Genomic DNA, 13,851 nt, shown 5'->3' with positions numbered 1-13,851 from the left:
GCGCGTAAAATTTCCACAGGAGGTTTTGCCATGGAACCCTTTGTCGCCGCACTCGATCAGGGCACCACCAGCTCCCGGGCAATTCTGTTCAACCGTTCGGGGGAGATTGTCTCCCGCGCACAGCATCCCTTCCGCCAGATTTATCCCCAGCCCGGCTGGGTGGAGCACGACCCCCGGGACATCTGGGAAACGGAGAAGCGGGCGCTGCAAGAGGCGGTGGACGCCGCCCACATCGATCCCAAGGACATTGCGGCCATCGGCGTTACCAATCAGCGGGAAACCACGATTCTCTGGGATAAAAAGACCGGCACCCCGGTCTACAACGCCATTGTGTGGCAGTGCCGCCGCACAGCAGGCCTTTGCGATGAGCTAAAGGCCCGGGGCCTTGGCAAAACGGTGACGGAAAAAACCGGTCTTTTGATCGACGCGTACTTTTCCGGCACGAAAATCAAATGGATGCTGGACAATCTCCCCGGCATCCGAAAAAGAGCGGAGCGGGGCGAACTGCTGTGCGGTACGGTGGACACCTGGCTTATCTGGAACCTTACCGGCGGGCGGGTCCATGTGACGGATTACTCCAACGCCTCCCGCACCATGCTGTTCAACATCCATACACTGGACTGGGACGGAGAACTGTGCCGTGCACTGGACGTGCCCATGAATCTCCTGCCCCGCCCGGTGGGCAATTCGCAGCAATACGGAACGGTGGCGGAGGGGATTCCCGGTCTGGAGGGCCTTGAGGGCATTCCCATCTGCGGCAGCGCGGGAGATCAGCCCGCAGCCCTGTTCGGTCAGGGCTGCTTTCAGCCGGGACAGGTGAAAAACACCTACGGCACAGGCTGCTTCACCCTGATGAATGTGGGCGGCGCACCGGTGATTTCAAACGCAGGGCTGGTGTGCAGCGTGGCGTGGAGCCTTGGCGGCAGGGTCTGCTATGCGCTGGAGGGCAGCGTGTTCAACGCGGGCAGCGCCATCCAGTGGCTGCGGGACGAGCTGGGACTGATTGAAAGCGCCCCGGAGTGCGACCGGCTGGCGGAGAGCGTACCAGACAGCGGCGGCGTGCTGGTGGTCCCGGCATTCACCGGCCTTGGCGCGCCTTATTGGGATATGTACGCCCGGGGAACCATTCTGGGCGCCACCCGGGGGACCGGGAAAGCCCACCTCTGCCGCGCGGTGCTGGACTCCATCGCGTTTCAGGTCTGCGACCTGATGACGGCCATGGCCGCCGATGCGGGCCGCCCCATCACCTCTTTGCGGGTGGACGGCGGCGCGTCCGTCAGCGATCTTCTGCTCCAGCTTCAGGCGGACGCGCTCCGATTGCCGGTGGACCGGCCCGTGCAGGTGGAAACCACCGCCTTTGGCGCGGCGGCGCTGGCGGGACTGGCTGCGGGCGTATGGGCCAGTCCTGAGCAGCTCTCCGCCCTGCGGCGCAGCCAGCACGTGTTTCTGCCCGTGCGGGACGAGGCGGTCTGCCGGGAGGAGCTGAGACGGTGGGGCCGGGCCGTGGAACGGGCGCGGGGCTGGATTGAGCCGGAGCCGTGACCCCCACGCCACAGAACCGCCAATGTTACATGGAGCCGCATCCACTTGAAAACGAACTGTGAATTTTGGAAAAATCGGTTGCGTTTTATCCGGCGACCATGTATACTAAGCGCAAGAAACCTGGTCTAAGGACTGCACTCCAACGGATACAGCGCGAAAGCGCGGGAAATGAAAGGGGTTTTCAACATGGCATTTGACTTTTTGAACGATCTTGGAAAAAAGGCGCAGGCCGTTGCCGCCGTTGCCGCCGACAAGGCGAAGGACGCCGCGGAGCTGGCGAAAATTAACATGTCCATTGCCAGCGAGCAGCGGGAGATTGATAAGAATTTCCGCGCCATCGGCGAGTGGTATGTCAGCGAATTCAGCGGTGAGATTCCCCCCGCGGTGAAGGATTTGGTAGACGCGGTGTCCGCCGCCAAGGCGAAGATTGCCGAGCTGGAGGCCAGCAAGCCCGTGAAGGAAGAGGCTTCCGAGGCCGCCCAGAGCGCCAATAAGGCCTGCCCCATCTGCGGGACCTCCTCCGACAGCAAGTTCTGCCCCCAGTGCGGCGCCCCCATGGGCGAATAACCTTTGCGGTAAAAATCATTGCAACGAAAAAGGCCCGGACGAATGTCCGGGCCTTTGCTTTCTATGTTGCGCTTCTTCTGGAACTGCGCCTCACAGCGCCTCCATTTCAGCGGTCACAGCATCCTCACAGGCGCGCATTGCCGCAAGCGTCCTGTTCAAAAGCTCGTCCAGCTCCCAGCCCAGGCGCTCCGCGCCGGTCTGAATCACGTCCCGGGAGCAGCCGGCGGCAAACTTCTTGTCCTTGTATTTCTTTTTCAGGCTGCTCAGCTCCATGTCCTGGCAGCTCTTGCTGGGCCGCATCCGGGCCGCAGCACCGATGAGGCCCGTCAGCTCATCGGCGGCAAAAAGGACCTTCTCCATCTCTTCCACAGGCTCCACGTCGCAGCAAATCCCATATCCGTGGCTGCAAACCGCGTGAATCAACTCGTCGCCGCAGCTGATTTCCTTCAATAGCTCCGGCGCTTTCAGGCAGTGCTCCTCCGGCCACTTTTCAAAGTCCACGTCGTGCAGAAGGCCCACCGTGGCCCAAAAATCCGCGTCCTCACCGTGCCCCAGCTCAACGGCGTACCACCGCATTACGCCCTCCACCGTCAGTGCGTGCTGAATGTGGAAAGGCTCGTCGTTGTACTTGCGCAGCAGGGCCAGCGCCTGTTCTCTCTGGGGATAGTCTTTCATGGATGTCTCCTCCGTTTTAGTTTTAAATGTGCGGTGCGCTTCTTACTAAAAGCCGCGCGCCTGTGTGATTACGCCGCATGATTCGCGCCTTCTCTAGGGTTTGCAAGTCCGTTCAACCGGGTTCCCGCGGGTCGGGATCGCCCTCCAGCGTTACAAAATAGTCGTAATAGGGCAGCAGAAATTCATAACCGGTCTTCAGCCGGTCCACCAGCTCCCGCGTGAAGAGAATCTCGTTCAGCTTGTCCCTGCGGCCCAGGGAAAAGCTCTTTTTCAGATACCATGGCGCCAGCAGCTCACTTGGCGCACCTTCCTTGGGGCGCTTATACTCCTCCCCCTCGAGGGAGAACTCCTGCTGCCGGTTCAGTCTCCGGGTCAGGGTTTCCATGGTCTTGGGGTCCCGCTCCATGCGGGCGCGGAGCTTCATCATGGTGGAGGGGCTTGCCGCGTAATATCCAAGGCCATAGCTCCACTCGTCCGGTCCCAGCTCAAACCAAAAGCAGGGCTGCACGGTCCACACGCTTTCCGCTGGGGCCTCCACGCTGATCCACAGATGGTCCTTGAAGGGACCGTGCCCGTGGAGCCGCCGGGCGTCCCGATAGATGCGGGAAACGCGGCCCCGCAGAGGAAGCTCCGGCCTCTGCTCTGAAAACCAGCCGTACAGCTCGTCCCCCAGCTCTTTCATCGGGCGATAAAAGCTGGATAAATAAATCTCCTTATGCGCCTCGAACCACGGCTTTTCATTGTTGAAGCGGATGCCCCACATAAAATCCACCGTTTCGTCCGTAAAGCCATTGAACATGTTTGCCTCCCGTTCCGTTGTTCTTCCATATTGCAAGGGCAGCGGCGCAAATCGCCGCAGTTTTTTCTACAAAGATATCATACCACTGATTTACCTAAAAAGAAATTAAAAAATTCACTTTTGGGGTGAAAAGGTTTGCTTTGCCCCGTGTCCGTGCTATACTGTACAAATACTTCTGTAAATGCGGGAGCCTGCGGCTACCCGGATTTTTGAAAACCGGAGGGATTCGTTCATGAAGCTGGATTATACAATCTGGGACCCCACGAAAAATATTACCCTGCTGGTTTCCAGCCCCGTTCCCCGTGACATGCAGCCCCAGGTGGCGGCAAACCTGATGGCCCAGCGTCCTCAGGTTGAGCAGGTGGGCTTTATCGAGCCTGCCACCCTTCCCGGCGCTGTATTGCGTCTGCAAATGATGGGCGGCGAGTTCTGCGGAAACGCCTCCATGTCCGCCGCAGCCTACGCCGCGGACAGAGACGGGCTGGCCGGCCCCGAGGTGCCGCTGGAAGTTTCCGGCCACGAGGGCATTCTCACCTGCCGTCTTGAACGGCGGGAGGACGGACTGTGGGGTACCGTAAATATGCCCCTGCCTGTGGAAATTACCACGGCGGAGCTTCCCGGCGGGAGTGCCGTTCCCGCCGTGGTGTTTGACGGCATTGTCCACTGCATCGTCCCCGCCGGTTCACTTTCCCGGGAGGCGGCGAACTCCGCCATCCGCCCCCTGTGCGCCGCGCTGGACGCGGATGCCTGCGGCATCATGCTCTATGACAAAGCGGCAGGCGCCATCACTCCGCTGGTCTATGTCCGTTCCACCGACACGGCGGTGTGGGAATCCGGCTGCGGCAGCGGCAGCGCCGCCGTGGGATCGTATCTCGCCGCTCAGGCGGGAAAAGCCGTCACCGCAGACCTCCGCCAGCCGGGTGGAACCATCACCGTTTGCGCCGATTGGGAAAACGGGCGCGTCTCCACCCTGCGCATCACCGGCCGGGTGGCGCTGGTTGAGCGGGGCAGCTGCGAGCTGTAAGGAATTTCCGCCACTTTTGCAGGGCTGTACATAGAAATTGCCCAAATGTAAATTTTATTCGATAAACCTGATTTTCTTTGCATTTTTTAAAAAGGTGTGGTATGCTTATCGTTGCTTTTGACGACCACCTATTTATATAAGGAATATCATTCCGACTTTTTCTCCCAAAAAGCCGGGTCAGAAAGGATCTTTAATCACCTATGAGCTTCATGAAGAAAATTTTCGGAGATTACAGTTCCCGCGAGCTCAAGCAGATTTATCCCATTGTCGATAAAGTGGAGGCGCTGAGCGACGAGTACAAGGCGCTGAGCGACGAAGAGCTGCGGGGCAAGACAGCCCAGTTTAAGGAGCGCCTGGCAAACGGCGAGACGCTGGACGCGATTCTGCCGGAGGCATTTGCCACCGTGCGGGAGGCCGCGGACCGCGTGCTGGGCCTGCGGCCCTATCGCGTGCAGCTTGTGGGCGGCGTGGTGCTGCATCAGGGCCGCATCGCGGAGATGAAGACCGGTGAAGGCAAGACCCTGGTGGCTACCCTCCCCGCCTATCTTAACGCACTGACCGGTGAAGGCGTTCACATCGTCACCGTGAACGACTACCTTGCCAAGCGCGACAGCGACTGGATGGGCAAGGTTCACCGTTTCCTCGGGCTGAAGGTAGGCCTGATTGTCCACGGGCTTACCACCGCCCAGCGGCAGGAGGCCTATAACGCCGATATCACATACGGCACCAACAACGAGATGGGCTTCGACTATCTGCGGGACAATATGTGCATCTACTCTGCGGAGCTGGTGCAGCGGGGCCACGCATTTGCCATCGTGGACGAGGTGGACTCCATCCTGATCGACGAAGCCCGCACCCCCCTGATTATTTCCGGGCAGGGCGAAAAATCCACCCAGCTGTACGACATGGCAGAGATGTTCGTCTCCCGCCTGAAAAAGCGGGTCGTGGCCGAAGTGGACAATAAGGAAGAGGACGACGAAAACGAGTCCGCCGACTATATTGTGGACGAAAAGGCCAAAACCGCCATGCTCACCGCCAACGGCATTACCAAGGCGGAGCAGTTCTTCCATCTTGAAAACCTGTCCGACCCCGAAAACTCCACCCTGTCCCACCACATCAATCAGGCCATCAAGGCCCACGGCGTGATGAAGCGGGACATTGACTACGTGGTGCAAAACGGCGAGGTCATCATCGTGGATGAGTTCACCGGCCGTCTGATGTTTGGCCGCCGGTATTCCGCCGGACTGCATCAGGCCATTGAGGCCAAGGAGCATGTGACTGTTGCCAGCGAGAACAAGACTCTGGCCACCATCACCTTCCAGAATTATTTCCGCCTGTACGAAAAGCTCTCCGGTATGACCGGAACGGCCATGACCGAGCAGGAGGAATTCGGCACCATCTATAATCTGGACATCATTGAGATTCCCACCAACCGCCCCAACCAGCGTATGGACAACCACGACGTGGTGTACAAGACGGAGGCGGGGAAATATCGCGCTGTTATCCAGCAGATCAAAGAGTGCCACGAAAAGGGTCAGCCCGTGCTGGTGGGCACCGTGTCCATTGAGAAAAACGAGATTCTAAGCGGGCTTTTGGGTCATGAGGGCATCCCCCACAGCATCCTCAACGCCAAGAACCACGAAAAGGAAGCAGAAATCATCGCGCAGGCAGGTAAGCTGGGCGCCGTCACCGTGGCCACCAACATGGCGGGCCGCGGCACCGATATCATGCTGGGCGGCAACGCCGAGTATATGGCGCAGGCGGATTTGCGCAAGGCCGGTATGTCCGACGAGCTGATCGGTGAGGCCACTGGTTACGCCGAAACCGACAGCGAGGAGATTCTGGACGCCCGGAAGCGGTATGCCGAGGCCCTTGCCCACCACAAGGCGGAGATTTCCGACGTGGCGGAGAAGGTCCGGGCGGCGGGCGGCCTGTTCATCATCGGCACTGAGCGCCACGACTCCCGCCGGATTGACAACCAGCTCCGCGGCCGCGCGGGCCGGCAGGGCGACCCCGGCGAAACCCGGTTCTATATCTCCCTTGAGGATGATCTGATGCGCCTGTTCGGCGGCGACCGGATCACCGGTATCATGGAGCGAATGGATCTGGACGAGGACACCCCCATCGAGAGCAAAATGCTCACCAAGGCCATCGAAAATGCCCAAACCACCGTGGAGTCCCGGAACTTCCAGTCCAGAAAGTCCGTGCTGGAATACGACGACGTGATGAACAAGCAGCGGGAAATCATCTACGGTCAGCGCAAGCAGGTTTTGGACGGCAAGGACCTCAAGGAGATTCTCCTTGGCATGACCCGCTCCGCCATCACCGATCAGGTGGCGCAGGTCTTTGGCGAGCAGACCGCGCTGGACGAGGCGGGCTTCCAAGAGATGCTGGCAGTGCTGGAGGGTCTGTATTTCCCCAAGGGCACCTTCCACTTCACCGAGGAGGAGCTGACGGAGAAGACCGAGCAGGCCCTCTGCGACCTGTTCTACGACGAGGCCGCAAAGACCTACGAGGCCCGGGAGCAGGAGTTCACCCCCGCGATTGCCAGAGAGCTGGAGCGGGTGATTATGCTGCGCGTGGTGGACGAATACTGGATGGACCACATCGACGCCATGGACGATTTGAAGCAGGGCATCCGCCTGCGGGCCTATGCCAATACCGATCCCGTCATCGCCTATAAGCAGGAATCCCTCACCATGTTTGAGGAAATGATTTCCGCCATCCAGAACGAGACGGTGCGCCGGATGTTCTCCGTGCGCATCAAGACCAACGAAGAGGTCAAGCGGGAGCGGGTGGCCAAGGGCATGACGGAAAACGTGGGCGGCGACAGTACCGCTCCAAAAAAGCAGCCCCGTAAGGTCACAAAAATCGGACGCAACGATCCCTGCCCCTGCGGCAGCGGGAAAAAGTTTAAAAACTGCGACTGCGCGGAGTATCACTCCTGACAAATTGCAGTGCGATTCAGGCCGTCCCCTGTTCTCCTGCCGGGAGGGCGGGGGACGGCTCTTACTGAAAGGGGCGCTTTATGAAAGACGACGCAAGTGACAGTGCAATGCATATGCTGTCGGACATCCGGCATATTTTACTGGGAATCGCCCTGATGATCGCGGGCGTTGGCTCCATCCTGTTCTCCATGGCCATTGTTCATGATTTCTTTCTTGGTCTGGGCGGTGTTTTACTGCTCTGTGGCCTTGTGAAAGTAGTGGGCCTTTGGCTGGGCGGCAGCGTGGATACCGAAGCAGTCCCAAACGCCGATCATCCGGAAAGCACCGCCCCCGGCGTTTCTTCAAACGAGCCCATCACCCAAAAGGAGGACTGACATGCCCCTGACAACGCATGAGGAAAACGACCTCGTCTATTTCACCTCTCCCCTGTTAGACCGCTGCGGCGGCATCGCCCACGGTTTTTCCACCCGGAAGGGCGGCGTGAGCAAGCCTCCCTGCGACACTATGAACCTTGGCCCCAGCCGGGAAAGCGACCGCCCCGCTGTGGAGGAAAACTACCGCCGCTTCTGCGGCGCCGTGGGCGCGGATATGCGCCATGTGGTGCTGGCCCGGCAGGTGCATGAAACCACCGTCCTTCCCGTCACGGAGGAACGGGCTGGCATGGGCCTGTGGCGGGAGCGGGACTTCACCGCCGACGCGCTGGTCACCAATACGAAGGACATTCCCCTTCTCGTTTTCTCCGCCGATTGTGGCATTATCCTGCTCCATGACCCGGAGGCAGGCTGCGTAGGCGCGGTTCACGCCGGATGGCGGGGCTGCGCACTGGGCATCCTTGAAAAGACGGTCGGGGAGTTGACCCGGCTGTACGGCGCAAAACCGGAGCGGCTGGTGGCGGCCATCGGGCCGTGCATCGGCCAATGCTGCTTTGAAACCGACAGCGACGTGCCTCAAGCCATGACCGAGGCCTTGGGCGAGGACGCCGCGCCCTATCTTGAACGGCGGGAATTGAAATGGCATGTAGACCTTGCGGGGCTGAACCGCCAGTGGCTGCTGAAAGCGGGCCTTTCCCCGGAACACATTGATGTGAGCGGTCTTTGCACTCATTGCCGCCCGGACCTGTTTTGGTCCTATCGCCGGGTTGGCGGGCAGCGAGGCGCGCAGGCGGCGCTGATTTCACTGGTATAAGCCGCAATCGGAAACGGAGGGAGCTATGAAGCGCTTCAAAAAAATCTTAATCTCTCTGCTCTGCGCAGCGTTGCTGCTGGGCGGCTGTGCTCCCTCGCCCGGTGCGGTGGAAGAGGAGCTTCCCCCGGGGCAGACCGGGGAAAGCACGGACCCGTCCGGCTCCGAAGCGGCGCCCTCCGTTTTGCCGAAGGAACTGGCACTGCCGTGGTACCCGGAGCTGAGTCTGGACCCCATCACCTGTGCGGACGGGGTTCAGCAGACGGCGGCGGCTCTTTTGTGCGAGGGGCTTTTTGAGCTGGATGAAACTTTTGCGCCCCAGCCCCTTCTTTGCTCCACCTATACACAGGACCCCTCCGGAACCGCGTATACCTTTTCCCTCCGCCCCGGTGTGCTGTTTTCCGACGGCACACCCCTCACCGCCGGTGACGTGGCCGACACGCTGCGCCGGGCGCAGGCCTCCGGGCGGTATGGTGCGCGGCTGCGGGATGTTTCCTCCATCACGACGGGGGACGGGTCTGTAAGCGTCCAGCTATCCTCCCCCAACACCGCGTTTCCTGCCCTGCTGGATATCCCCATCGTTAAATCGGGCACGGCAGACACCGTGCCCGTGGGAACCGGCCCCTACGCCCTCACCCCCGGCGAAACGGATGCATATCTTTCCGCCAACCCCCACTGGCAGGGCGGCAAACAGCCGGTAGACCGCATTGTCCTGCGGGCGGCAGACGATGCGGACGTGATGCTGTTCCAGTTCACCTCCCACGAGACGCAGCTTTTGACCTCGGACCTTACCGGCTCCAATCCCATCAGCGTCACCGGCAGTATCCAGTTTTACGAGGCGGCTTCCACCGTCTTTCAATACGTGGGAATCAACGTCCGCTCCTCCGTCCTGTCCAATGCGGCGGTGCGTCAGGCCCTGAATCTGGGGCTTGACCGGGAACGAGCCGTCAGCGCGTTTCTCTCAGGGCATGCAAACGCAGCTCAGTTTCCCGTTTCTCCCGTCTCGGCGGACTATCCCGCAGGACTTGAGAAAACCTATTCCTACACCGCGTTTCAGCAGGCCATGACCTCGGCGGGCCTAAGCAGCGGCGAGCACCTGTCCCTCGACATGATTGTCAACGAGGAAAGCAGCTTTAAGGTGGCCGCCGCGCGGCATGTCGCCGCGCAGCTTTCCGCCTTTGATTTTAAAATCAGCGTCCGGGTCCTGCCCTGGGAGGAATATTCCGCCGCGCTGGCGGCGGGAAATTTTGACCTTTACTACGGCGAGATAAAGCTGACGGCGGACTGGGACTTGCGCTCCCTGCTCTCCACCGGGGGCGCTTTGAACTACGGTGGGTTTTCCGACCCGACGCTGGATGCGCTGCTGGCCGCCTGCCGCAGCTCTGCCAACCCCTCCGCCACACTGGAGAAGGTCTGCCTCCAGCTTCAGGAGCAGGCTCCCATCCTGCCCGTCTGCTTTAAAACGCTTTCCGTTTTACTGCAAAGCGGTGTGGTGGACAATCTCACGCCCACCGCCGCCAATCCCTTTTACAATCTTGCGGAGTGCACGGTAAACCTGCGGGAAAGCTGAGCGAGACTCGTTTAAGGCGCAGCGAAAGCGTATATGTCCCTCTTCGGACGGGGCGGGACGCAGGCTCTTTTGCCTCATAAGTACACGCGGCTTTTTCAGGCGCGGTAAGAGAATTTCCCTCAGCCACGGAGGCACTAGTATCCCTCCGGCTACCGCGGATGACGTGCCGCTTTTGCCCACAAATCGGAGCACCGGCGGCGCTTTCGGGTTCCTAAATTTCTATTTCAACGGAAACTGCCAGTTCCCGAAATCAGTTCAGCACAAATATAAAAATCCGGGCGGACAAAGGTCAGCGACCTCTGTCCGCCCGGATTTTTAAACACATCGACTAAATCTCTTGAGATGCAGCGCCCCGTTTTGAGAAGCGGGCAGACCTCAATACCGCCGCACCACGGCGGTCACTTTGCCCAGAATCTGGGCGCGGGTCCCGTCAATGGGGGCGTATTCCGGGTTCTCCGGCAAAAGCCAGACCCGCCCGTTTCTGCGGGAAAACCGCTTTACCGTGGCCTCGTCGTCAATCATGGCCACCACAATCTCCCCGTTGACCGCCGTCTCTCTGCGGCGCACAATCACCAAATCCCCATCCAGAATCCCCGCGTCGATCATGGACTCTCCCCGGACGTGGAGGGCAAAATACTCGTCCTCCGGGCCTTCCGGGTCAAAAGTCAGATACTCCTCCACACACTCCTGCGCCAGAATGGGACTTCCCGCCGCCACATTTCCAACAATGGGCACCTGCTTGGGCGGGGGCGCCTCCGGATTCCGGGAAGGGCCACGCTGGAACGGGCCTGTCAGGGCAATGGCCCGGCCCTTGCCCGCGCCCTTTTCAATGTAACCGGCCTCCTCCAGGTGCTTCAGGTGAAAATGGACCGTAGAGGGGGACCGCAGGCCCACCGCCTCCCCGATCTCCCGCACCGAAGGCGGATAACCCTGTTCCCGGATGGAGGACGCCAGATAGTCGTAAATCCTCTGCTGCATTTTGGAAAGTTTCTCCATGGAAGCACCTCCGCTTTCATTGTGCTGTGGGGCGGCACAGCCCGCCCCATGCCCGGCATGCCGCCGGGGCTCGTCTGCCTTTGTCTTTTAAGCAGTATAACACATCCCTTAGCGGAATGCAAACAAACGTTCCACACAATTTCGACTTTTTGTCTTTTCCCACAGAAAGAACCTTCTTTTTCAAAAAATCCCTTGCCAATGCGCAGAAGCTGTGGTAAAATTCAAGTCTGTGAATATATCTTCCGCAGTCCTTTTGCGGGAATGATTTTTTGGAGGAATCTTGAAATGCAGCTTTTTATAACGATTTTGCAGCTTTTGTGCGGCGTGTGCCTGATCCTGGTGGTTTTGTTCCAGTCCGGCAAGAGCGCGGGCCTGTCCGGCTCCATCGGCGGCGTGGCCGACTCTTTCCTGTCGAAGAACAAGGCAAAAACCGCCGACGCGAAGCTGGCGCGGGCGACCAAGTGGATTGGCGGCGTGTTTATCGTTCTGACCCTTGCTTTGAACGTCATCTGATTTCTCTTGAAAAAGCGTCTGCCGTGAGAATCTCACGGCAGACGTTTTTTCCAAAGGCGGTTTTCAGGATATGTTACCGCGCACTGGTATAAAACTTCCCTTCCTGGGGGACCACTCCGTACAGTGCAAGCAGCTCCTTGACCGTGACGAATTCATAGCCCTGCTCCTCCAGCGCGTCGATAATTTGAAACGCCGCATCCACGGAAGTGGCGTAGGTATCATGCAGCAAAATGATGTCTCCCGGCTGGACATTTTTCAGCACATGGGCGCATACTTTTTGCGCATCCCGCAGCTTCCAGTCCTCCGGGTCCACGCTCCAGTGAACCAGAGGCATGGAGACACTGCTCCGTCCCCCTTTATCCAAAAGCCCGTAGGGCGGGCGAATCCAATAGTCCCCGTCCCCGCAGACGTTGCGCAGCAGTTCGTCGGTGCTGTCAATTTCCCCGCCCAGTACCGCGGCGGGCACGTCCTTGAGCTCCTTGTGGTCCCAGGAGTGGTTTCCGATCTGGTGCCCTTCGTCCCGCATGCGGCGCACCAGCTTCTCATTTCCAGAAATCTGACTGCCAACCAAAAAAAATGTGGCGTTGGCGCCCCGCTCCCGCAGGCCGTCAAGCAGCCGTCCCGTGGTGTTGGCCCTTGGACCGTCGTCAAAGGTCAGTGCCACGAATTTTGTCTCGGAGAGTTCCGCCCACGCCGTCGCCTGAACAGCCGCATCCTCCCGGCAGACAAGCAGAAGTGCCGCCGCCATGATACCCAAAAACGCCGCTCTTGGCCTGTTCATGCGCTCCCTCCTTTCACATTTGTCAAAAGACAGTCTGTGTAATTTTTAAAGAATTACCCGGCCAAAGCAGCGCCGCCTGCGACCATCTGACGCCGACGCCCGGTCTTTCCGCAGGCAAATCGCTGTTTTCAACAGGTCCTGCACAGAATTTCCCCGGCTTTCTGCTTTTTTTATAATTGTTTTTTTGCCGTTTCCCTTGACCTCTCCCCAATAATGCAGTAGAATATTTAATCGTATACGTATGAACATTTCAGAGAGCTTCATGCCTCTGTTTCCTCGATTCTTTAGGAAAGGCCGATCGACATGATTCATCCCTACAAGACGCGCCAGGGTGGCGCAACCGTCACCGTCTTTGTCCCGTATGACTGCCACAACCACTGCCCCTTCTGCATTAACAAGGAGGAGTACGCCGACCTGACGGGCTTTTCCGTGGAAAAAATCTGCCAAAGCATTGGGCAGATGCACGCCATCACCCCGGAGTGCGACTTCGTGTTCACGGGCGGCGAGCCCCTGGCGGATCTGGACGCATTGCAGGTAATGCTGGACTGCATCCCCCCTACCCATAAAATTTATATCAACACCACCCTACCGGTATCCCAGTTCCAGTCAGAGAGCGACATCGTGGAATTTACCCGCCGCAACCGGGAGAAAATCACCTGTCTCAATGTCTCCCGCCACATGCAGAAATACGTGGTGGAGTCCAACGACGCGCTGCTGAGCCGTCTGGCGGTCCCCTTCCGCATCAACTGCGTGCTGTACAAGGACTATCCCAAGGCGGATTTGGTGCCTTACCTGGAGCGGTTCCGCAAAATCCCCGGGGCCACCATCCAGTTCCGCTTTGACTACACCGCCACCACACCGGAAAACCTTTACGACGAGGGCGGCGACACGATTCTCCACGACCTGAAGGAACTCTCCCGCTACACAGGACTGGACGGCTGCCGGATGCGCTGCGGCTTCCACTTCGATTATAAGGGCATGGAGATGACCTACCACAAAACCCTGCCCTATTCCACCATTGTGGAGCGGGACGAGCGGGACGGCGTGACCTATGCCATCCTCTATGACATCCTCATCAAGCAAACCGGTGAGCTTCACTCCGACTGGGACGGCACAAAGCTGGACCTGGACGCATACAGCAAGGTGAAGTTCGAGCCCTATGACCTGCGCTGGCGGGAAACAATTGCATCCTGAGCCTTCATTGCGGGAGCCGGAAGGCTCCCGCCTTTTTTATGATTGATAAGGGGGAGACAG

General features: G+C 59.2%; 14 protein-coding genes. 9 read left to right on the top strand and 5 right to left on the bottom strand.

From position 1 onward, the window contains the following. Positions 1–30 precede the first annotated feature (30 nt). Positions 31–1,542 carry a glycerol kinase GlpK gene (gene glpK / locus ABVS15_RS10905; protein WP_369283707.1) on the top strand — a complete coding sequence of 504 codons (1,512 nt, stop codon included), beginning with the start codon at positions 31–33 and terminating at the stop codon, positions 1,540–1,542. A 186-nt stretch (positions 1,543–1,728) separates the two neighbouring features. After that, positions 1,729–2,109, top strand: a complete 381-nt coding sequence (locus ABVS15_RS10900; RefSeq protein ID WP_369283706.1) for a zinc ribbon domain-containing protein — start codon at positions 1,729–1,731, stop codon at positions 2,107–2,109. Positions 2,110–2,199: 90 nt separating this feature from the next. Here ABVS15_RS10900 and ABVS15_RS10895 read toward each other — a convergent pair whose 3' ends face one another. Next, positions 2,200–2,784 (bottom strand): hydrolase, encoded by a 585-nt coding sequence (locus ABVS15_RS10895; RefSeq protein ID WP_369283705.1) that lies wholly within the window; start codon positions 2,782–2,784, stop codon positions 2,200–2,202. 112 nt (positions 2,785–2,896) lie between these two features. Beyond that, entirely contained in the window at positions 2,897–3,583 is a 687-nt protein-coding gene (locus ABVS15_RS10890; RefSeq protein WP_369283704.1) for a DUF2461 domain-containing protein, read from the bottom strand. A 232-nt stretch (positions 3,584–3,815) separates the two neighbouring features. Here ABVS15_RS10890 and ABVS15_RS10885 point away from each other — a divergent pair, with 232 nt between their 5' ends. From ABVS15_RS10885 to ABVS15_RS10865, 5 genes are all read left to right on the top strand, one after another. Next, entirely contained in the window at positions 3,816–4,607 is a 792-nt protein-coding gene (locus tag ABVS15_RS10885) for a hypothetical protein (RefSeq protein WP_369283703.1), read from the top strand. A gap of 200 nt (positions 4,608–4,807) precedes the next feature. Continuing rightward, positions 4,808–7,555 carry a preprotein translocase subunit SecA gene (gene secA / locus ABVS15_RS10880; RefSeq protein ID WP_369283702.1) on the top strand — a complete coding sequence of 916 codons (2,748 nt, stop codon included), beginning with the start codon at positions 4,808–4,810 and terminating at the stop codon, positions 7,553–7,555. 80 nt (positions 7,556–7,635) lie between these two features. Next, positions 7,636–7,929: a hypothetical protein gene (locus ABVS15_RS10875; protein WP_369283701.1), complete on the top strand. Its 294-nt coding sequence runs from the start codon at positions 7,636–7,638 to the stop codon at positions 7,927–7,929. A 1-nt stretch (position 7,930) separates the two neighbouring features. After that, positions 7,931–8,740, top strand: a complete 810-nt coding sequence (gene pgeF / locus ABVS15_RS10870) for a peptidoglycan editing factor PgeF (RefSeq protein WP_369283700.1) — start codon at positions 7,931–7,933, stop codon at positions 8,738–8,740. A gap of 25 nt (positions 8,741–8,765) precedes the next feature. Further along, the gene (locus ABVS15_RS10865) at positions 8,766–10,307 is read left to right on the top strand and encodes an ABC transporter substrate-binding protein (RefSeq protein WP_369283699.1); all 1,542 of its coding nucleotides are present in this window, start codon (positions 8,766–8,768) and stop codon (positions 10,305–10,307) included. Positions 10,308–10,682: 375 nt separating this feature from the next. Here the strand turns inward: ABVS15_RS10865 and lexA are convergent, their stop codons facing one another. Next, positions 10,683–11,303 (bottom strand): transcriptional repressor LexA, encoded by a 621-nt coding sequence (lexA, locus tag ABVS15_RS10860; RefSeq protein WP_369283698.1) that lies wholly within the window; start codon positions 11,301–11,303, stop codon positions 10,683–10,685. Between the two features lie 285 nt (positions 11,304–11,588). Between lexA and secG the strand changes: the two genes are divergently transcribed. Next, positions 11,589–11,816 (top strand): preprotein translocase subunit SecG, encoded by a 228-nt coding sequence (gene secG / locus ABVS15_RS10855; protein ID WP_369283696.1) that lies wholly within the window; start codon positions 11,589–11,591, stop codon positions 11,814–11,816. A 73-nt stretch (positions 11,817–11,889) separates the two neighbouring features. Here the strand turns inward: secG and ABVS15_RS10850 are convergent, their stop codons facing one another. Both ABVS15_RS10850 and ABVS15_RS10845 read right to left on the bottom strand, forming a co-directional pair. Continuing rightward, positions 11,890–12,597 carry a polysaccharide deacetylase family protein gene (locus ABVS15_RS10850; protein WP_369283695.1) on the bottom strand — a complete coding sequence of 236 codons (708 nt, stop codon included), beginning with the start codon at positions 12,595–12,597 and terminating at the stop codon, positions 11,890–11,892. A 45-nt stretch (positions 12,598–12,642) separates the two neighbouring features. Further along, positions 12,643–12,861 carry a hypothetical protein gene (locus tag ABVS15_RS10845; protein WP_369283694.1) on the bottom strand — a complete coding sequence of 73 codons (219 nt, stop codon included), beginning with the start codon at positions 12,859–12,861 and terminating at the stop codon, positions 12,643–12,645. Positions 12,862–12,900: 39 nt separating this feature from the next. Between ABVS15_RS10845 and ABVS15_RS10840 the strand changes: the two genes are divergently transcribed. Beyond that, positions 12,901–13,791 carry a hypothetical protein gene (locus tag ABVS15_RS10840; protein WP_369283693.1) on the top strand — a complete coding sequence of 297 codons (891 nt, stop codon included), beginning with the start codon at positions 12,901–12,903 and terminating at the stop codon, positions 13,789–13,791. Positions 13,792–13,851: the final 60 nt, after the last annotated feature.

The sequence above is a fragment of the Oscillibacter sp. GMB15532 genome, from assembly GCF_041020825.1.
In the GTDB taxonomy this organism is placed as follows: Bacteria; Bacillota; Clostridia; order Oscillospirales; family Oscillospiraceae; genus Oscillibacter.
Note: the sequence above shows the minus strand (reverse complement) of the source record. Positions and strands in the feature narration are given on the sequence as shown.